A 19,656-nucleotide genomic window follows, 5' to 3' on the forward strand; every position below is an offset into this window, starting at 1 on the left:
ATATCGCATAGACGCCCGGCCCCACGCAGCCGGGCCGTCTACACAAAAAACCCGCCCAATGAGCGGGTTTTTTGCATTTCATACGCCGCGTTTTTTCCGGCGCGCCTGTGCAATCGTACAAAACCGGGTACATCCTACAACGCACTACACGCCGCCCTTCCTCCCTGAAGCAGCCTGCTCCAGGCGCCTTCAGTGCCATGTCACAGCGTTCCCTGAGCGCATTCGTTGCCGGCTGGTCTCGCCTTCCGCCCCGCTTGAATAAACGCTTGTGCAAAAAGCGTAACAACAAATAGACATTTGGTAATAATTCTCGATACCATTCGCACGCCTTTCACCCAGGATCACGGATAAGGAATTCGACTTTGATGCACGGACACAACAGCACGCCGGAAAAATCCCTGCTTGAGCGTTGGGCTGAAGCACTTGCCACGCCGCAATTCCTGGCCAATCGCATTACCCTTGATGCACTGATCAACACCCTGGCGCCCGCCACCGAGCGCAGTTTCCAACGCCTGATCCAGGCACTGTTTCGTGAAGGCCTGCTGGACTCCAACACGCGCACCTATGACGAACGCGGCCACTGCTGGCTGGCACTGCCTGACCAAACCCGCCTGCGCTTCGATCACCTGAAACCCGGCCGCATGGGCAGCTGGGACCTGCGCGGCCAGGTCACGCTGCTACGTAACGACCAGACCGAGCAAAAGATTCAATTCCCGTCGCAATTACTGACGCTGCTTAACGACCGCCTCGAATCATCGGCCGACCTAAGCGTCTTGAGTCGTCTCAACAGCGAAATCGATGACAGCTTTGTCAACGACACGCTATGCCTCGCTTTTCACCAGCAGTGGACACTCAAGCTGCACGCCGCGATGGACCCGGCCCATCAGCACAATCTGCTCAGCTACCTCAAGAGTGACGCAAGCGTGACCAACGCCACGTCGGTCCTTGAACAGTGGGGCACGCTCGGCCATCCGTGGCACCCCAACTACAAGACCAAGCTGGGCTTGGCTACCGACCAGGTGATAGATTTCTCACCGGAGTTCGAAGCACGCTTCCCGGTATTCCTTTGCGCGCTGCACCGCCAATATGCGCACGTCGAAGTCTTGGCCGATACCGCAGATTACTGGCAGTGGTGGCAACAGCACTTCCCACAGGCCGCCCGACAATTGACCGCAGCACTCGCGGCACAGGGGCTTGAGGCGGCTGACTATCTGCCGCTGCCTGCTCACCCTTGGCAGGCACGCCAGGAGCTACCGCAACTGTTCGCCAACGAAATCGGCGACAAGCTGCTGGTGCTGACCGATATCGTCGCGTTTACCGCCCACCCGACGATGTCGTTCAGAACCGTGCTGCCGGAAGGCCGCTGCGACGCGCCGATGGTCAAACTCCCGGTCTCACTGCGCCTGACCAGCGTGCAACGAACGGTTTCACCACGCTCGGCGCGCATGGGCCCGCGAATCAGCCACTTGCTGCTGACGATCCTTGGGCGCGAACCTGCACTTCAGCGAATCCTCAGCATCGTCCCCGAACGGATCGGGGTGCATTTCAAACCCCAACCGGCCAATGATGAGCACGCTCGCCACCTGGCCGTTCTCTACCGCGACAACCCACAGAGCCTGCTCCAACCGGGCGAAATGGCCGTTCCGGTAGGCAGCCTGTTTGCCATCGACCAGCACGGCCAACCACTGCTGAGGCAATGGGTACGCCTGAGTAAAGGCCAGGACAGCGCCGATGCCATGCTTGCGTTCTTTCGCGACTACGCCGCGATCGCCGTACCGGCACTGTTGGGCATGTACCTGCGCTATGGCGTTGCCTTCGAGGCGCACCAGCAGAACTCGTTCATGGTCATGGCCGCAGACGGCCAATTGAGCCGACTGTTGTTGCGCGACTTCGGTGATATTCGAATCGACCGCAAGACCTTGCACGCCCACGGTTTGGATATCGAACTGCACGACCCCAAGATGACGCTGTACGACGATGCGGGCTTTGTACGTGACAAGTTGCTGCACACGGTATTCATGTGCCACTTGGGCGAACTGGTATTGCTCAGTGCACGCCACTTCGATATTCCCCAGGCGTTGCTTTGGAATGAGCTGTCGGCCCACGTCAGCCAGTGTTTCGACGACGTGCGCAGCCAAGTCGAACCACAGCGTTGGGCAACCGAGCGCGCAGCCCTGCTGGAACAGGACTGGCCGGCCAAGTCGTTCATGCGCATGCGCCTGCTGGAAAGCCATGCGGATATCGTCGGGCGGCTGCCCAACCCGCTGAGTGCCGCCGCCAATGGCAGCTAACCACAGCACGCTGCGGCTGCTGGTGGTGATTCAACTGGTGTCGATGGGGGCCATGGAAATGAGTGGCCCCTTCTGGCCCTTGCAGATCCAGAAGCTGCTCGGCGCGGCCAATGCCCAATACACCGGCCTGCTGTCTTCACTGGTGTATGCCGGGCCGATGATGGCGGCGATGATCCTGACGCCAATGTGGGGGCGCCTGGGTGACCGTACCGGCCACAAGCCGATGATCATTCGGGCACTGCTGGCGTTGGCGGTGTGCCAGGCGTTGGCCGCTATCACCTTCGATCCGTGGCTGCTGGTGGCGATCAGAGTGGCGCAAGGCGCGCTGGCCGGCTTTATCGCAGCGGCTCAGGCCTACGCACTGGCCTGCTGTGGTGATAGCGGGCGCGGGCACATTCTGGCGCGACTGCAATCGGCAACCGCGGTGGGGTCACTGGCTGGGCCGGTGTTGGGCGGCTGGCTGATGGATATCTCCGGCTTCGCACTGCTGTGCTACAGCGCCACCGCCGTCTGCCTGAGCTGTGCAGTGATCAGCGTGTTCCTGCCCAGCGATGCACCGCGCTCGCGGCCAGCGCGCACGTCCGCACCCGCCGCACTGCCCAAAGGCTGGCTCGGCGCAATGCTGGGGATCATCGTATTGATTCAGGCTGCCAAGATGATGCCTCAGCCGTTTTATGCCCTGTACGTCGCCGATGTGTTACAGGCGCCCGCCTGGTTGATCGGGGCCAGCTATGCCGCCAGCGCACTCACGCTGGCAGTGTCCGCGCCGCTGTGGGGCCGGCTGTTTGACCGCCATCAACCCGCACACACGTTGCGCATTATCGAATGGGTCACCTGGTCTTGCGCCTTGACGCTGGCCTTCACGGCGATGGCTAACGAATGGCTGGGCTTCCTCGCCAGCCGGTTGCTGTGGGGCGTGTGGCAAGGCGCCTTGCTGCCCGTCGCCTACACGTTGATCGCCAATACCGTTGCGCCCAGCCAACAGGGTTTTGCCCTGGGCATGGGCAATAGCGCCGCCAAAGCCGGCGCGCTGTGCGGCGCCTTGATGGGCGGCATCGGCATGGGAATGGTGGGTTTGGCGCACAGCTTTTGGCTGGTCGCGCTCACGTACGCCTTGGCCGCCCTGGGTATCCGCGCGATCCGTTCGTTCACCCGAACACCCGAATCATCCGGTTTTTCTGTCAATACTTCTAATAACTGAAAGGCAAGGTCATGAACAAACTGCAACTGGCAGCCCTGCTGCCCCTGCTTGGATCTATGAGCGGCCCAGCCTGGGCCGATCAAGTTGAAGAGACCCAAACAGCGCCCACCAATCTGCAATTACAGGCAACGGTGGTTTCGGCCACACGCAATGAAACCAGTATTGCGGCGATTCCAGGCTCTGTGCAGGTCATCAGCGAAGACCAGATCCGCCAGCAGACGGGTGCGGGACGCCGGGTTGCGGATATGCTCGGGCAACTGGTGCCAGGCATTGCGCCCTCCAGTGGTGGCATGAGCAACTTCGGCCAGACGCTTCGCGGGCGCAATACGCTGATCCTGATCGATGGCGTCTCGCAGAACGCCACGCGCGACAACTTCCGCCAGCTCAACAGCGTGGCACCGGAAAGCATCGAGCGCATTGAAGTGATTTCCGGCGCCAGCAGTGTCTACGGTGCCGGTGCATCAGGCGGCATCATCAACATCATCACCAAGCGCAACAAAGGTGAAGACCTGGCCTTCAGCAGCAAAATCGGCATGACCGCCGGCAACAACCTCAGCCACAAAGGTTTCTCCTACGAAGCCTTCCAGAGCGCAACGGGCCGTCAGGGCCCTGTGGACTGGTATCTTTCCGGCAACTACGTACAACGCAACGATCAGTTCGACGGCAACGGAAAACGCATCCCCCAGGACACGTCCCAGGGCAGCAACATGGACACCGGCACCTATGACCTGCAAGGTCGCTTCGGCTACGAGCTGGATGACGACAAAAAGATCAGCCTGTCGCTGCAAGACTACAAAGACGAACAAGACACCCGTTACACCAAGGACCCACGCAACGCGAATACCGCCGTCGCCGTTAAAGGCCTGGACCTGGATGACCAACCCTTCACCCACAACCAGGCGGTCAACCTTAACTACGCCGACAAAGATTTCTATGGCCAGGGCTTGCAGGTCGAGAGTTACTGGCGGCGTGCCGACGCGTTGTTCTTCCCGGACCTGTCGCGTGGCCGCGCCGGGGTCTCCGACAACAACAGCGTGCAGGATGTCTACGGCTTGCGCGCGGCGATCGATACGCAAATGCCGGACATCGGCCCGGCCACCGGCAATCTGGTCTGGGGCGCTGACTATGACCATGAAACCTCACGCCAGCGCGGCGACCAGTACCGCGTCAACGGCCTGAACTACACCAAGACCGGCACCACATTCGAAATGGGCCCGGACATCGCCACCAGCACCAAAGCGATCTTTGGGCAACTGTCCTACGACATCGATGACTGGACCTTGCGGGGTGGCGTACGCCGCGAGTGGATCGAAAGCGAGGTTTCCGACAGCATCGCTTATGGCGAAATCGTCCAGACCGGCAATCGCGCGACACTGCCGGGCGGCACGCTCAAATACGATGACACCCTCTATAACCTTGGCGCGGTGTATCACCTGAGCGAAAACCAGGATGTGTTCGTCAACTTCAGCCAGGGCTTTTCCCTGCCGGATATCCAGCGTTTCCTGCGTGATGTGAACAGCAAGTACGACATTCAAAACCTGAATGCCCAAGCGCTCAAGGTCGACAGCTACGAGCTGGGCTGGCGTGGCAATTGGGATAAGTGGCTGGCCAGCGTCACGGCGTATGAAAACACCTCGGATGTCACCCAGTTCTATGATGCCAATGACCGTGTACTGCGCCTGATCAATCAGAAAGAGCGTGTGCGCGGCGTTGAAACCAGCCTGACGTACAACTTCACCGATCAATGGTCGGTAGGGGGTACTTACGCTTACGCCAAAGGCGAGACCCAGCAGAACGGTAAATGGATCGACCTGCCTGCCACACGCATCTCTCCTGCCAAGACCACCGCCTTTATCGGCTACGACCGTGGCGACTACAGCCTGCGCCTGCAAGGTATGCGCCTGGCCGACTATGACGCTGCGTTCAAAGACAACAACGGCCGCGACATCAAAGGCTACACGCTGGCCGACCTGTTGGGCTCGGTGAGGTTGCCGGTAGGTCGCCTCGAAGGTGCGGTGTACAACCTCACCAACCGCAACTACCAGAACATGTTCGCCCAGGCCAACGCACGTGCACCGTACCCGAATGCCGAAGGTCGTACCTTCAGCCTGAGTTACGCAGTGGATTGGTGAGTGGCTGACGCGACGGCTTAAACCACAAACCCCGCCTTTTGAGCGGGGTTTGTGTTTGCTGGCAGGGGCGAGCCCTTCACCACACGGATGTTTTTACAGCCTTACCACATCAGATCATCCGGGATCTGGTAGGCGGCGTACGGATCATCCTCGTCCGGCACCTGGCTTTCGGTGAGGATATTGAGCTGCACGATGCGCTCCGGTGCACGCTCCTGGATCTTCAGCGCCGCCTCGCGCGGGATGACCTCGTAACCGCCGCCGTGGTGCACGATCGCCAGGGAGCCATTGCTGAGCTTGTTGCGCATCAGCGTGTTGACCGACAGGCGCTTGACCTTCTTGTCGTCCACGAAGTTGTAGTAGTCCTCAGTGGTCAACTTGGGCAGGCGCGAGGTCTCGATCAGTTGCTTGACCTGAGCCGTGCGGGCCTTGGCCTCGGCTTTTTCCTGCTGCAGGCGGTTCAGCTCCTGGTCACGCTTGACCTTCTCGGCATGCGCCTCAGCGGCCAGGCGTGCCTGGGTATCATCCACTTCGGCCTGGCCTTTGTGGACCAGGCGCTGCTGCTTCTGTTTCTCTTTGCCGACCTGCTTGGCCTGCTTTTGGTTGACCAGACCTGCTTTAAGCAACTGGTCGCGAAGGGAAAGGCTCATGGTGCTTACTCACTTAGGCAACTGCTCAACCGCAGCTGGACACATTCTTTTCCTGACGTTTGGCTTCGCCCCACAGGGCGTCCAACTCTTCGAGGGTGCAATCTTCTATGGGACGGTGGGTCTGGCGCAATGCCTGTTCGATAAATCGGAAACGTCGTTCGAACTTGGCATTAGCACCACGCAGCGCAGTTTCCGGGTCAACCTTGAGGTGACGTGCCAGGTTAACTGCGGCAAACAGCAGGTCACCGACCTCATCGGCAATCGCCACCGAATCGTTGTCGGCCATGGCTTCGAGCACTTCATCCAGCTCTTCGCGCACATTGTCCACCACCGGCAACGCGGCAGGCCAGTCGAAACCGACCTGGCTGGCGCGCTTTTGCAATTTGGCGGCACGGGACAACGAAGGTAAGGCGGCAGGCACATCATCCAGCAGGGAAAGTTGCTCAGGCGCGTCGGATTTCTGCGCACGCTCTTCGGCCTTGATCTGCTCCCAGCGCGCCTTGACCTGCTCTTCGCTTAACTGCGGGATATCCAGCGGCGCATACAAATCCCCCGTAGGGAACACATGAGGATGGCGGCGGATGAGCTTGCGAGTAATGCTGTCGATCACTCCGGCAAATTCAAAGCGCCCTTCTTCTCGCGCCAGCTGGCTGTAATACACCACTTGGAATAACAGGTCACCCAACTCGCCTTGCAGATGATCAAAGTCGCCACGCTCGATGGCGTCGGCCACTTCGTAAGCCTCTTCCAGGGTGTGCGGGACAATGGTTGCGTAGGTTTGCTTGATGTCCCACGGGCACCCGTATGTGGGGTCGCGCAGGCGGTTCATCAGGTGCAGCAAGTCTTCAAGTGAATACATCAGTCTCTTCCGCAGAAGTGGGAACGCTGAAGATCAAATGTGGGAGCGGGCTTGCTCGCGAAATCGGTGGGTCAGTCAAAGCATCTTGCACTGACACACCGATTTCGCGAGCAAGCCCGCTCCCACATTTTCAGTCCGCGCTCATCCAGCTACTCATGGTGTGCGATTACGCCGCGTCTCGATGATGTTCGGCAACTGGGAAATCCGCCCCAGCAGCCGCCCCAACGCATCCAGCCCCGGAATCTCGATGGTCAGGGACATCAACGCGGTGTTGTCCTCTTTATTCGAGCGGGTGTTGACCGCCAGCACGTTGATCCGTTCGTTGAGCAGCACTTGCGACACGTCACGCAGCAAACCGGAACGGTCGTAGGCACGGATGATGATGTCCACCGGGTAGGTGAGCACCGGCACCGGGCCCCAACTGACCTGGATGATCCGCTCCGGCTCGCGCCCGCCCAGTTGCAGCACCGAGGCGCAATCCTGGCGGTGAATGCTCACGCCACGGCCCTGGGTGATGTAACCGACGATGGCGTCGCCCGGCAACGGTTGGCAGCAACCGGCCATTTGCGTCATCAGGTTGCCCACGCCCTGGATCTGGATATCGCCGCGCTTGCCCGGTTTGTAGCCGGTGGCTTTGCGTGGAATCAGCTCCAGTTGCTCGCTGCCACGCTCCGGCTCTACCAACTGTTGGGCGAGGTTGACCAGCTGCGCCAGACGCAGGTCGCCGGCACCGAGTGCCGCGAACATGTCCTCGGCGATCTTCATGTTGGCCTTTTCGGCCAGCTTGTCGAAGTCCACCTGCGGCAAGCCCAGACGCGCCAGCTCGCGCTCGAGCAAGGTTTTGCCGGCCGCGACGTTCTGGTCGCGCGCCTGCAATTTGAACCAGTGGACGATTTTCGCCCGCGCCCGCGACGTGGTGATGTAACCCAGGTTCGGGTTTAGCCAGTCGCGGCTCGGCGTGCCGTGCTTGCTGGTGATGATCTCGACCTGTTCACCGGTCTGCAGGCTGTAGTTGAGCGGCACGATGCGCCCGTTGATCTTGGCGCCCCGGCAGTTGTGGCCGATTTCGGTGTGTACACGGTAGGCGAAGTCCAGCGGCGTAGCGCCCTTGGGCAAGTCGATGGCGTGGCCGTCGGGGGTGAAGATATAGACCCGGTCCGGCTCGATATCCACCCGCAGCTGTTCGGCCAGGCCGCCGATGTCGCCGAGTTCTTCGTGCCACTCGAGCACTTGGCGCAGCCAGGAGATTTTCTCTTCGTACTGGTTGGACCCGGCCTTGACGTCGGTGCCCTTGTAACGCCAGTGCGCGCACACCCCCAGCTCGGCCTCCTCGTGCATGGCGTGGGTGCGGATCTGCACTTCCAGCACCTTGCCTTCGGGACCGATCACTGCGGTGTGCAGCGAGCGATAGCCGTTTTCCTTGGGGTTGGCGATGTAGTCGTCAAACTCCTTGGGAATGTGCCGCCACAAGGTGTGGACGATACCCAGCGCGGTGTAGCAATCGCGCATTTCCGGCACCAGCACACGCACCGCGCGCACGTCGTAGATCTGGCTGAACGCCAGGCCCTTGCGCTGCATTTTGCGCCAGATGGAGTAGATGTGTTTGGCACGGCCGCTGATGTCGGCGTCGACACCGGTGGCCTGCAACTCGGAACGCAGCTGGCCCATCACGTCGGTAATGAAGCGCTCACGGTCAAGGCGCCGCTCGTGCAGCAGCGTGGCAATCTGTTTGTACTGATCGGGTTCGAGGTAGCGGAAGGACAAGTCCTCCAGCTCCCATTTGATATGGCCGATACCGAGGCGGTGCGCCAGCGGCGCATAGATGTCGAACACCTCACGGGCCACGCGGTTGCGCTTTTCGTCATCGGCAGTCTTCACCGCGCGGATCGCGCAGGTGCGTTCGGCCAGCTTGATCAGCGCGACGCGCACGTCGTCGACCATCGCCACCAGCATCTTGCGCAGGTTCTCGACCTGGCCCTGGGTGCCCAGCACCATGGACTGACGCGGGCTGAGGCTGGCGCTGATGGCCGCCATGCGCAGCACGCCGTCGATCAGTTTGGCGACCACGGCACCGAAACGCTGGCTGACCAGCGGTAACGCAATATGCCCTTCGCGTACGCCGCGATAAAGCACAGCGGCGATCAGCGAATCCTGGTCCAGCTTGAGATCGGCGAGGATCTCGGCGATTTCCAACCCGGTGCGAAAGCTTGACGTGCCCTCCGCCCACAGGTTTTTGGCCGCATTGTCTTGCTGTTCAGACTCACGAGCGAACTCGCAGGCTGCTTTCAAGGCTTCACGGTCCAGTGCCGGGTCGACACTGACGGCATGATCCAGCCATGCCTCGAGATTGATACTGCCGTCGGTGTTGATCGGCTGGTGTGCTCTCACCTGTACCATCTTGCTTACCTTCCCTACGACGCACCTTCAATGCGCCAAAAATCATCTCTGACCTGCTGCGTAACCCAAGCCCTGCAACCCTAGGCTACGTACTACTCCCTGACAGGTCACGGCCCAGGAGACGACAGGCCAGTCGGATTAAACGGGCATCCTAGCCCGCTTCAAATAACGCCATGGCCTCGACATGAGCTGTCTGTGGAAACATGTCGAGGATCCCGGCACGTTTTAGCCGGTAGCCCTGCTTGACCAACTCAACCGTGTCCCGCGCCAGCGTGGCCGGATTGCAGGACACATACACCAAGCGCTTGGCGCCCAGCGTGGCGAGCTTGCGCACAACCTCCAGGGCACCATCACGGGGTGGGTCCAAGAGTACCGCAGAAAAGCCCTGTTTGGCCCACTCTGCGTCAGTCAAAGGCTGGGACAAATCGGCCTGAAAAAACTGCACATTATGCAAATTGTTGCTGACGGCATTCTGTGCCGCCCGATCGACCATGGTCTGCACGCCTTCTACCGCAACCACTTCGCGCACCTGACGCGCCAGTGGCAAGGCGAAATTGCCCAGCCCACAAAACAGGTCCAGCACCCGATCGTCGGGCTGTGGCGCCAGCCATTCCAGGGCTTGCGCGACCATCGCTTCGTTCACACCGGCATTCACCTGCACAAAGTCGCCGGGCCGATAGGCCAGCGCCAATTCCCACTGCTCCAGCCGATAGCCCAGCGCGGTATCAGCCTCGACCGGTTCCGGCTGGCCCTCGCCATGCAGCCATAATTGGGCTTCATGGAAGGCGCAAAATTCGTTCAACACCTGCAGGTCCGCCTCGGACAGCGGCGCCATGTGCCGCAGCAGCACGGCAATGGAGGAGCCACTGAACAATTCCACGTGCCCCAACGCCTGGGGTTTGCTCAGGCGGCGCAGCATATTCGGCAAACGCTGCATGATCGGTTGCAAGGCCTGTACCAGCACCGGGCAATCATCGATGGCGACGATGTCCTGGCTGGCCACGGCGCGAAAACCCACTTCGAGTTTTTTCGCCTTGGCATCCCAGCGCACCGCGACGCGAGCGCGGCGGCGGTAAGCGAATTCCGGCCCACTCAAAGGGGCCGCCCACTCTTGCGGTTCGACACCGGCCACGCGGGACAGTTGCTCGGCGAGCATGCGCTGTTTCAGGGCGAGTTGTTCGTCGTGGGGCAAGTGCTGCACGCTGCAACCACCGCAGCGGCCGAAGTGCATGCACGGCGCCGGGCGGCGCAACTCACTGGCCTTGAACACGCGCTCGGTACGGGCCTCGACCACTTTACCGTGGGTGCCCAGTACTCGCGCTTCGACTTCTTCGCCAGCCAGCGCGCCATTCACGAACCAGGTACGCCCTTCAAAAAACACAATGCCCCGGCCGTCATTGGCCAGGCGCTCGATGCTCAGGCGCTGCTTCTTGCCCACCGGAATCTGCGGGGCCCGGCTGCCGCCGGTCGGTTGGAAGCGCAGGCCTCTCTCATGCTTGGCCATCAGTTGGGTTCGTCAAAAATGCCGGTCGACAGGTAACGGTCGCCTCGGTCACAGATGATCGCGACGATCACCGCGTTTTGCACTTCTTTGGACAAGCGCAACATACCGGCCACGGCGCCACCGGAAGACACGCCACAGAAGATGCCTTCTTCACGTGCCAGGCGGCGGGTGGTGTCTTCGGCTTCACGCTGGGCCATGTCGATGATGCGGTCCACGCGCGTCGCGTTGTAGATCTTCGGCAGGTACTCTTCGGGCCAACGGCGAATGCCGGGGATAGCCGCACCTTCCATCGGTTGCAGACCGACGATCTGAATCGCCGGGTTCTGCTCCTTGAGGTAGCGCGAGTTGCCCATGATGGTGCCAGTCGTGCCCATGGAGCTGACGAAATGGGTGATGGTGCCCTGGGTCTGGCGCCAGATTTCCGGGCCGGTGCTGGTGTAGTGCGCCTCGGGGTTATCGCCGTTGGCAAACTGGTCCAGCACCACGCCACGGCCTTCGGCGGCCATGCGCTCGGCGAGGTCACGCGCGCCTTCCATGCCTTCTTCCTGGGTAACCAGGATCAGCTGGGCGCCGTAGGCGGTCATGGCCGCCTTGCGCTCGGCGCTGCCGTTGTCGGGCATGATCAACACCATCTTGTAGCCTTTGATCGCCGCGGCCATGGCCAGGGCGATCCCGGTGTTACCCGAGGTGGCTTCGATCAGGGTGTCGCCGGGCTTGATCTGCCCGCGCAGCTCGGCGCGGGTGATCATCGACAGCGCCGGGCGGTCCTTGACGGAACCGGCCGGGTTGTTCCCTTCGAGCTTGAGCAACAGGGTATTGCTGGTTTCACCCGCCATGCGTTGCAAGCGGACCAGGGGCGTGTTGCCGACGCAATCGGCGATTGTAGGGTACTGCAAGGTCATGGCGTATTCGCAATCCAGACTGCGGGGGCGAACATCATACCGGGAAAGGCCGGCGGGCCATATCACGCAAAGTGCGGTGTTTATGGCTAAAAGGCATAAGCCTTTAATCAGGCGATTTCCAAGGAGGTCCACTCCGTCGCAGTCAACTCACCGATCAGGTTGGTCCTGGCTTTGCGCATTAGCACGGCAAGGGTTTCAAGATAGTTTTTATACTCCCCTTCGCTCATGTCTTCACTGCCCACTTTATCGGTGGCCAGTTCCAGCGCACGCCGGTACTGCCTGAGCGCGGCCTCAAAACGCTGCGGGTACTTGCGCTCCAGAAACTCCTCCCAATATTCCTCAACCACGAGTCTCTGCGGCCAATTGAAGTCCACCTCTTCACGCACAATACGCTCACGTAATGCATTCACGGAGTCGGCGTCTGGTACAGAGGCCTTCGTATCAAACCGCCCAGGCAGTGCAATGGGCAAGTCCAGACCAGAGGCCAGGGCGATTCGATAGGCCAGGATTCGAGCGCAGGTCTCTGGGCCGGACGGCTGAGTAACTGCCATTAGGTGATGATCAATGGAATCCAGCCGTCGCTTGGCTCGGAAGTAATTCACAAAGTCCGCGCCGGCAGCGTCCACGTTTGCGGCGAGCATCTGCACCGGCAACATAGCCAGTTCGATGTCGTTGAGGCACAACAGCCAACCGTCTATGCCCCCGTACATAAAGCGCAAAGGCTCCTCAAACAGGATCTGTTTCAAGCGGCCATTGTGATTGGCCCCCTCAATCACCTGCCAGACGCGCTGCGTAACGGCCTGGCGCAGGGCTTGGTGCTCCGGGGCAATCAGTGGTGCGTAAGAAGACAGGTTCCACAACAGGCCGAAAAAGCGATCCGCCATTTGCTCACCCACCAACAGCGCCCATTCAGCCCGCCATCGCGACACTTCACTGAGTGGGACGGGCACCAACCAGCGCTCAACCGATGGCCGCGGGAGTGCACCGTCGCGCCACAGGCCAAAGTCGATGTTCTGATAGCGCTGCTGTGCCCGGTAGCCGCCGAGCAGTTGCAAGGTCGCCTGGGAAAGTGCGTTGCCATGCAGGTTCATAGCGCGGTGCACGCTTTCATGAAGATAGAGATCAGACGCGGTCAGCACCTTGATAAGGTTGTCGCGCAGATCAAAGATCCGCAGGCTTCGCAGGGTCACCGCCCCTTTTGGCAACAGGTCTATCTGTGTATTCCTGAGCAGTAGCACTGTCAGGGCCTCCAGCCCATACAGGCTGAGCCGTTTGCCCCTGCCCAAGGGGTTGCGAGACAGGTCCAGACCGGTCAGGCGCGTCAGGGCTTGCAGCTGCTGCACATCGCCTAAATCGGGGCGGATAAGGTTGTTCGACACACTCAACCGCTGCAAATGCTGAAGCTCCGACAATTTTTCGGGCACATGCACCAAACGATTACCGTCGAGCAGCAGTGTATGCAGCGCCGGAAACTGCCTGAAAAAGTCACTCGGCAAGGTTTGCAAGCGGTTGTTTCTCAGGCTCAGTTGCTTCACATGACCAAAGTGCGCGCTCATCAGAGGCAGGCTATCCAAGGCCAAATCGTCCAGGTAAAGCTCGAACATCACCCCTTGAGTGGAGTCCTCTTTACGCCAGCACCGCCGAATGCGCTCAGCCGCCTCGCTGCGTGCAGCGTGCTGAGCCGCCTCGCCCTCTTGCGCAGACCAACGCTCAAGCACCCCATTCAAGGCATCCCGCTCCCTGAACAAGGTATTGATCGCCTCCTCTCGCTCACGGACGGAATCACTCAGGTCCGCCAGTAGGTCAAACACCTCTTGATCGGTTTTAACCGGAAACAACTGACGCATGCGCGCCACTTGCTCGCGATCCGTCGGCCCCAGGTGTTCACCGCCACTCAGCGGATAACCAATCCTCCCGTCAGCCAAGCGTCGTGGTGGGTTGAACCATAGGGGCGAGCCTATGCCAAGGGGTGTGTCCGCCAACTCCCCCTCAGCGCCCTGAAGATGACCAATCTCCTGCATCAACTCTTCAAGCCCGCCCGCATGGGTGTAGCCAAACGCCTGGCGTTCAAGGGGCGGCAGCGCGCCGAGTAAAACAGTCAGGAAAGCCCCCGGCGCTCCCAGCGTTCGCCGGTCACCGTTCGGTAGCGGCAGGTACGCTTGATAGTGACCGGCCGTCGGCTCCAGCAGGCGTTTGAGTACCCCATCGATTGGGCCGATGCTGTCGATCCGTTGCCCCCGCTCCCACACTTCTACCCGCACGTGCTGCGGCCAACCTGCGATAGCCGGCAATGCATGCAGGATCAACTTCGCGCTGTCTTCATTCATCGCGGCGGGCAAGTACACGCCTTCCAAAGCCCTGGCCCTGCGCAACTGCTTGAGCCACCAACGAATGCAAGGGGAAAGGCTGAGGGGTACGCGGCCAGACGTCAGGCGCTTCACCTCATCAGGCGAGGCTTGATGCACCAGGCTCTCGGCGACGGCCGCGGTCAGGCCGGGGAAATCACGCTGCAGCACTTGCGCCAAGGGGTCGCTCGACGGCGCGCGCTTCTGGCACAGCGCCTTGAAAAAAAGCCGTTCCATCTGAGGCTTATCTATTTCGACCTTGGACTCCAGCACCGTGATTTGATCGGCACGAGACGCTCCCGCCCTCCCGACCAGCGCGTCGGCGGCCTCAGTCCCGACCTCAGCGAGCACTTGATGGTAAAAGTCGCGCCCAAGCTCCACACCCGCCTTCACCCGCTGCTGAACGTTGAAACGCTCGACGGTCTCCAGCAGCAACACCGGTGCGCGCTCATTACGCACATGCACCCGCCGTAGAACCTGCGGTGTCACCCCGCTGATTTGCTGTATCTGCCCAATGGCATCCGGCGACAACGCGCGCGCCAGTGGCCCGAGGCGATAAAACGGCTTCAGCCCCTCCCAGCTCAGCGGCGTTTCCCATTCATGACGCCAGGCGCCGGCGCCGTTATGGGCCAACACCGGTGTGTAGGCGTCATTCAACGACGGATGCTCAGCCCGCCATGACAATGCGGGCGCAGCTTGGGCGAGCTTGAAATATTCACCCTCCAGGAACAGGTAACGATCCTTCCCCTTGTGGTAAAGCCCAAGCGCGTCGGGCGCGATGGCAATGCGCGAGGTATCGACGGTATGCACATACTGCGAAAAATCACGCCGGCTGGGATAAAACGAACCATCGGGCGCGCGGTTATGCAACATGGCCTGCGCAAGCCTATAACGGAATTCGCTGATGGCCTGTTGCGCATTCGCCCCCAGTGCAGACAGATCAAGGTCGGCTATCTGGCTGACGACAGCCGCATAAAAACTGTCGGCGCCGGTCAGTGTCTCGCCCAGGCGCGCCTGATGATGGTTGTAAGGTGCGAAGCGCCCTTGCCCATGATCAATGACGACCAGCGTCCGATCCTTAGCCCCGCGCGAAACATAAGGCACGGCTTGCTGAGCAGGGCTGGTGACCACCCTTTGGCCGCTAACGCTATGCAGCACGTCGCCCGCATATTCTGCGGCCCAATTCTGCGTCTGCCGGTTGAACCGACGTGGATGGAAGAGACCGTCGATGATCGCCTCTCGGCGTGCCGTGTTACGGGCATCACGCAACGCGCTGTGGAGCGCTTCGGGTTGCCGTTGGGAGCGCAGGAGCTGTGTGTGCTGATGCGGCGATAACGGATGTTCGCGCAACGCTGCCACTAAGCGCTCCCGGCTCAATTTCGGGTGCAGGGTCTGTAACTGCGTAATCACCGCCGGGATGGGACCCTGATCCCCGATGATGTCCGGCAACAGCTTGCGCACAGGTGCCCTGGCGCCACTCGCCATCGCCCGACTGAACTGTGGGAACTGCGTGAGCGCGTCAAACAAATCGAATGTCAGGCGTTTGGCCAGCGCCGACAACTGCTGGCGAAGCAGCAGCTCCCCACCGGCAAAAATCGTCGGCAACAACCCTGCGATGGCTTGGGGTAAATGGGCGGTGAGGCGGCGCGGCGTGGCGTAGGCAAATTGAACGTTTTCCAACACCGTCACCGCCACCACCGCAGTGGTGGGTTGCGCTGGATCCTTGCTGTAGCGATGGGTCTCTTGGCCTTGATGGTTTCGAATGCTCAACGCCGTGTCCACCGGCCAGTCGCCTAATTGGGTGAGCAAGGGCGCCATGACTTCAATGGCCTCCACCGGCGCCGGGCGACCAGGGTCAGCTTCTTGCGCAACCCACTTGATCAGCCTGTCGGCCCGCAACCGCTGTACGGCATCGACCAGAGAGGCCGGCGCAGGCGCACCGTCCCACACCTCGTTCAAGGTGTGTCGTGAAGTGGCGCTTGAGTCGAGCACAGACTGCAGTTCCCGAGTGGTCATATCCCGGGAGCCGAGCATTCTTTCCAGCAATTGGGGGCTTGTAAGGGATTGATGATCGGGAGCAGCGCCGCGCGGTTGCGAGAGGTGTTGATAGATGCGCTGATGGCGACGCCTCACGCTTTTGGCCAGCCGGGTATGCAACCGGCCACTGATCAGTAAATCGGCCAAATCAACAAAACCTTGCAACAGCGCCCCAGGATCACCTCGCAACGCTTGGGAGCCGCCCTCGACCAGTGCCTTTTCCAACGCGACGAACATCGCAAAATTGCGTATTCGTCCCAATCCCTTCAACGCCCCCGGCACCGGGATCAGTAGCAAGCTGATCACCTCATTGATCACGGTCTGTGCCAGCTCAATGAGCGTCGACATGAAACCCGCCGTTTCGTTGGCCAGTTCCTGCAGGCTGTCTCGACTGCGCCTGATGTAGACATCCTTCAGACTGACGACAGGCACCTTTTGCACCACGTTGCGCACATAGCCGATCTTTTCAACATTGCTGAGGGTAGGAATGGATTTTGCCAACCGATAAAGCAGCCGGGCGTGCCATTCAAGGTCGGGAGGTGGCGGTGTGATTGCAGCGATTTGCTTGAGCCGCGCGCAGTCACGCAATGACATGATCTGATACAGCCACTCGACCTTGCCCTGGCGGTAGAAGCCATGGAACGCCACATGAAACTCCTCGCAGGCCTCGCGGTGACTGTCATGATGACGTAGCGAGCCACCGGGCCGGTTCGGGAAGAAACTGAAGGCACCTTTGCATCCCTCGACAGCAAAAACGATATGGGGAACCTTCAGGCTGTCACCCGGAGGCGGGCCGATATAGAGCCCCGTCAGGCCGATTGTTTGAGGCAACCAGCTGGTGTTGTCCACACCGTGGGGCACATATAGAAGCATTTCCTCAACACGTCCCCAGCTCGCCTCGCCGGCCAATGCGCGTTTCACATGCTGGTATTTGTCCCTGTCGACGCGACTGGCCGTGGTGTTTTTCAAAGCCTCTATCAACGCAAACTCGAACTCGGCAGTGGCCGTTTCCAGGAGATGCTGGCCCAGCGGATTGTTGGCCTGCAGCGCCTGTTCCAGATGCCGTTTGAGGCGCCGCCCGATATCGAGCCGGCGTATCAGGGTAATGAAATCGCCGGCAGTCGTTTTGACCCCTTCATCCAGATAACTGGCATCGGCCAAGCCAGTCCGCCCGGGGAAACTCCAGCCGGTCAGACCGTCATAGTTTATGCAGGCGGCGTCCCACAGCTTGAGGCTGGCGATCTTCTCTACCCCGTCCGCCCCCTGGGCCGCGCGCCGGAAACGCTCTGTCGTTTGAACATAGCGCGTATGAATACTCGTAACCGCGGGGTCGATATCCTGGCCGGTCAGGGCTTTCAACTCGGCACGCAACTGCGCCTTCGCCTCCTGCTCAAACGCTTGAGTAAGCTCGCGAATGCACAGTTCAGAGGCTTTTTGAGTATCAATACAAGCCCTCTGCAGGCGCACGTACTCAAGCTTTTCCGCTTCATCGAGCGCACCGAAAAACTCGCCGAGTTCCTCGCGTATAGCGTCCAGGGCTTGTAAGGCTGACCACTCCTGCCCCGCCATCAGAGGCCCTTGCTGCGCGGCCATGAATGCGGACAACTCGTCCTGCGGCGCACTGCTGGTAATCGGTTCGACCATTTCCGTATTCCTGAAAAGGTCAGCCTACCCCCGTCGCCGTCAGTCATTCCGGTAGCTATATAACGCCTTGCGTCAGCCGTGATTTTTCTCGAAAACCGCAGGCCCCATTGCCGCAATCTGGCCTTCGATCAATGCGTCGAAGGGCTTGAGCAAGGCTTCAAATGAAGTCGGCGCTTCCAGTACCTGCAACGCCTGCACGATGGCTTCTACCGTCGACAAGGCGCCTGGGCCTGGGGCCTTGCGCAGCCTGTAGCGGGAAACGCCACCCTCGGCCAACGTCACGCGCGGCAATGCCGCCAGCAACGGGTTGAGGTGCAAAAGCTTGCGCGCCTTGCGCCAGGTGCCGTCGGGCACCACCAGCAACAGCGGCTGATCGCCAGGCGTATAACCTTGCAAAGGCTGGGCATCGTCAGCCGGGAACAACAGCCGAGCCTGATAACCCGGCGGGTTCAACAACGTGGCCAGGTCTTCAAACACCTCGCCCACAACCAACTGCGCATTGTTCAACCCCAACGCCGCCAGCCGGGCGGTATTGAGCGCGTGGTTGACCTCGCTCGGGTGTTGCAACAGCAACACGCGGGTGCGGCTGTCGAGGCTCGGGATCAGCGGGCACAGGCAATGGGTGATGGGCCTGAGGCACCGGGAACACTGGGGTCTGGACATGGTTTTCAGGCCTGATTGAGCTGCGCTTTGAGTAGATCGCGGAAGGTCTGGATCAGCGGCTCGCGGCTACGCCCTCGGCGCATGATCATCGAGAACGGCGCCTGGTAGCCGAAGGTTGCCGGCAGCAATACGCGCAGGTCGCCCTTGTCGGCCCAGGCCTGGGCGTAGTGCTCGGGCAGGTAGCCAATGTAAGCGCCGGAGAGCACCAGAATCAGCTGCGCCTCCATACTTTCCACGGTCGCCGCGCTGTGTTTGAAACCATGCCGCGCCAGTTCGGCCTGGCTCCAGTAACCGCGACCGACCATGCGTTGCTGGGTAATCACTTGTTCGGGGATTCGCCGTTCGTTGAATAACGGGTGTCGCGTGCTGCAATACAGCCAATGCTGCTCGCGGTACAGCGGCATGTAGATCAACCCGCTCATACGGTTGGAGAAGGCGCCGATGGCCAAGTCCAGGCGGTTGTCCTGCACGCCCAGCTGCAATTCGTAAGGGCTCATCACCGACAAATGCAAATGCACGGCCGGGTGTTCCAGGCTGTAGGCGCCAATGACTTCGGCGAACGGCAACGCCTTGTCGCTGACAGTGGAGTCGAGCACCCCAAGCTTGAGTGTGCCGCGCAACTCGCCTTTGAGCGCGGCGGCGTATTGCTCGAAGCCTTCGAGCTCGCCGAGCAGGCGCAAGGTTTCCTGATGGAACAGCTCGCCCTTGCTGGTCAGGCTGAACCCGCCACGCCCGCGATGGCACAACACCAGCCCCAACGCTGACTCCAGCTGACTCATATACGTGCTGATGGCCGATGTCGACAGGTTGAGTTCGTGCTGGGCGTTGGCGAACCCCTGATGGCGCACGACGCTGACGAAAATGCGCAGGAGTTTCAGGTCGGGCAAGGCGTTGGCCATGGTCGGCTCCGATGTTTGATCGCAGCAGTCTACCTGCCCGCATTAGTTTAGAAAAATCTGAACTAAGTATTTGCGCCTGCCGATTCTTCCTGCCCCGGGCTTTTCGCAGAATCGGCCCCTAATAAACAAAACAAT

At 60.6% G+C, this 19,656-nt stretch carries 11 protein-coding genes; 3 read left to right on the forward strand and 8 right to left on the reverse strand.

Going from position 1 to position 19,656, the window contains the following annotated elements; translation table 11 throughout:
• Positions 1–365: 365 nt before the first annotated feature.
• Genes CPH89_RS01685 through CPH89_RS01695 form a run of 3 tightly spaced genes read left to right on the forward strand, consistent with a single transcriptional unit; the run spans position 366 to position 5,624 of the window.
• Positions 366–2,291, forward strand: coding sequence for an IucA/IucC family protein (locus CPH89_RS01685; protein ID WP_053257364.1), 1,926 nt, complete (start codon positions 366–368; stop codon positions 2,289–2,291).
• Positions 2,281–3,492 carry an MFS transporter gene (locus CPH89_RS01690; RefSeq protein ID WP_053257365.1) on the forward strand — a complete coding sequence of 404 codons (1,212 nt, stop codon included), beginning with the start codon at positions 2,281–2,283 and terminating at the stop codon, positions 3,490–3,492. Before CPH89_RS01685 ends, CPH89_RS01690 begins: the two co-directional genes overlap by 11 nt.
• Positions 3,493–3,503: 11 nt before the next feature.
• On the forward strand, positions 3,504–5,624 hold the full coding sequence (locus CPH89_RS01695; protein WP_053257366.1) for a TonB-dependent receptor: 2,121 nt from the start codon (positions 3,504–3,506) through the stop codon (positions 5,622–5,624).
• A 101-nt stretch (positions 5,625–5,725) separates the two neighbouring features.
• On the opposite strand, the gene CPH89_RS01700 is transcribed toward CPH89_RS01695, so the two are convergent.
• The 8 genes from CPH89_RS01700 to CPH89_RS01735 form a co-directional block, all read right to left on the reverse strand.
• Positions 5,726–6,271: a DUF2058 domain-containing protein gene (locus CPH89_RS01700; RefSeq protein WP_053257367.1), complete on the reverse strand. Its 546-nt coding sequence runs from the start codon at positions 6,269–6,271 to the stop codon at positions 5,726–5,728.
• 25 nt (positions 6,272–6,296) lie between these two features.
• The gene (mazG, locus tag CPH89_RS01705; RefSeq protein ID WP_053257368.1) at positions 6,297–7,130 is read right to left on the reverse strand and encodes a nucleoside triphosphate pyrophosphohydrolase; all 834 of its coding nucleotides are present in this window, start codon (positions 7,128–7,130) and stop codon (positions 6,297–6,299) included.
• 153 nt (positions 7,131–7,283) lie between these two features.
• Positions 7,284–9,527, reverse strand: a complete 2,244-nt coding sequence (gene relA / locus CPH89_RS01710) for a GTP diphosphokinase (protein WP_053257369.1) — start codon at positions 9,525–9,527, stop codon at positions 7,284–7,286.
• 151 nt (positions 9,528–9,678) lie between these two features.
• Positions 9,679–11,031: a 23S rRNA (uracil(1939)-C(5))-methyltransferase RlmD gene (gene rlmD, locus CPH89_RS01715; RefSeq protein ID WP_053257370.1), complete on the reverse strand. Its 1,353-nt coding sequence runs from the start codon at positions 11,029–11,031 to the stop codon at positions 9,679–9,681.
• Complete coding sequence (gene cysM / locus CPH89_RS01720; protein WP_053257371.1) at positions 11,031–11,933, reverse strand: cysteine synthase CysM; 903 nt, start codon at positions 11,931–11,933, stop codon at positions 11,031–11,033. Before cysM ends, rlmD begins: the two co-directional genes overlap by 1 nt.
• 107 nt (positions 11,934–12,040) lie before the next feature.
• On the reverse strand, positions 12,041–17,959 hold the full coding sequence (locus tag CPH89_RS01725) for an NEL-type E3 ubiquitin ligase domain-containing protein (protein ID WP_053257372.1): 5,919 nt from the start codon (positions 17,957–17,959) through the stop codon (positions 12,041–12,043).
• 72 nt (positions 17,960–18,031) lie between these two features.
• Complete coding sequence (locus CPH89_RS01730; RefSeq protein ID WP_053257373.1) at positions 18,032–18,622, reverse strand: tRNA-uridine aminocarboxypropyltransferase; 591 nt, start codon at positions 18,620–18,622, stop codon at positions 18,032–18,034.
• 5 nt (positions 18,623–18,627) lie between these two features.
• Complete coding sequence (locus tag CPH89_RS01735) at positions 18,628–19,521, reverse strand: LysR family transcriptional regulator (RefSeq protein WP_017134867.1); 894 nt, start codon at positions 19,519–19,521, stop codon at positions 18,628–18,630.
• Positions 19,522–19,656 lie beyond the last annotated feature (135 nt).

It is taken from the genome of Pseudomonas fluorescens, from assembly GCF_900215245.1.
Classification (GTDB): Bacteria; Pseudomonadota; Gammaproteobacteria; order Pseudomonadales; family Pseudomonadaceae; genus Aquipseudomonas; species Aquipseudomonas fluorescens.

Coding starts and splice junctions, on each gene's coding strand:
- CPH89_RS01685 (WP_053257364.1), top strand. CDS start 366: ATGCACGGACACAACAGCACGCCGGAAAAATCCCTGCTTGAGCGTTGG.
- CPH89_RS01690 (WP_053257365.1), top strand. CDS start 2,281: ATGGCAGCTAACCACAGCACGCTGCGGCTGCTGGTGGTGATTCAACTG.
- CPH89_RS01695 (WP_053257366.1), top strand. CDS start 3,504: ATGAACAAACTGCAACTGGCAGCCCTGCTGCCCCTGCTTGGATCTATG.
- CPH89_RS01700 (WP_053257367.1), bottom strand. CDS start 6,271: ATGAGCCTTTCCCTTCGCGACCAGTTGCTTAAAGCAGGTCTGGTCAAC.
- mazG (WP_053257368.1), bottom strand. CDS start 7,130: ATGTATTCACTTGAAGACTTGCTGCACCTGATGAACCGCCTGCGCGAC.
- relA (WP_053257369.1), bottom strand. CDS start 9,527: ATGGTACAGGTGAGAGCACACCAGCCGATCAACACCGACGGCAGTATC.
- rlmD (WP_053257370.1), bottom strand. CDS start 11,031: ATGGCCAAGCATGAGAGAGGCCTGCGCTTCCAACCGACCGGCGGCAGC.
- cysM (WP_053257371.1), bottom strand. CDS start 11,933: ATGACCTTGCAGTACCCTACAATCGCCGATTGCGTCGGCAACACGCCC.
- CPH89_RS01725 (WP_053257372.1), bottom strand. CDS start 17,959: ATGGTCGAACCGATTACCAGCAGTGCGCCGCAGGACGAGTTGTCCGCA.
- CPH89_RS01730 (WP_053257373.1), bottom strand. CDS start 18,622: ATGTCCAGACCCCAGTGTTCCCGGTGCCTCAGGCCCATCACCCATTGC.
- CPH89_RS01735 (WP_017134867.1), bottom strand. CDS start 19,521: ATGGCCAACGCCTTGCCCGACCTGAAACTCCTGCGCATTTTCGTCAGC.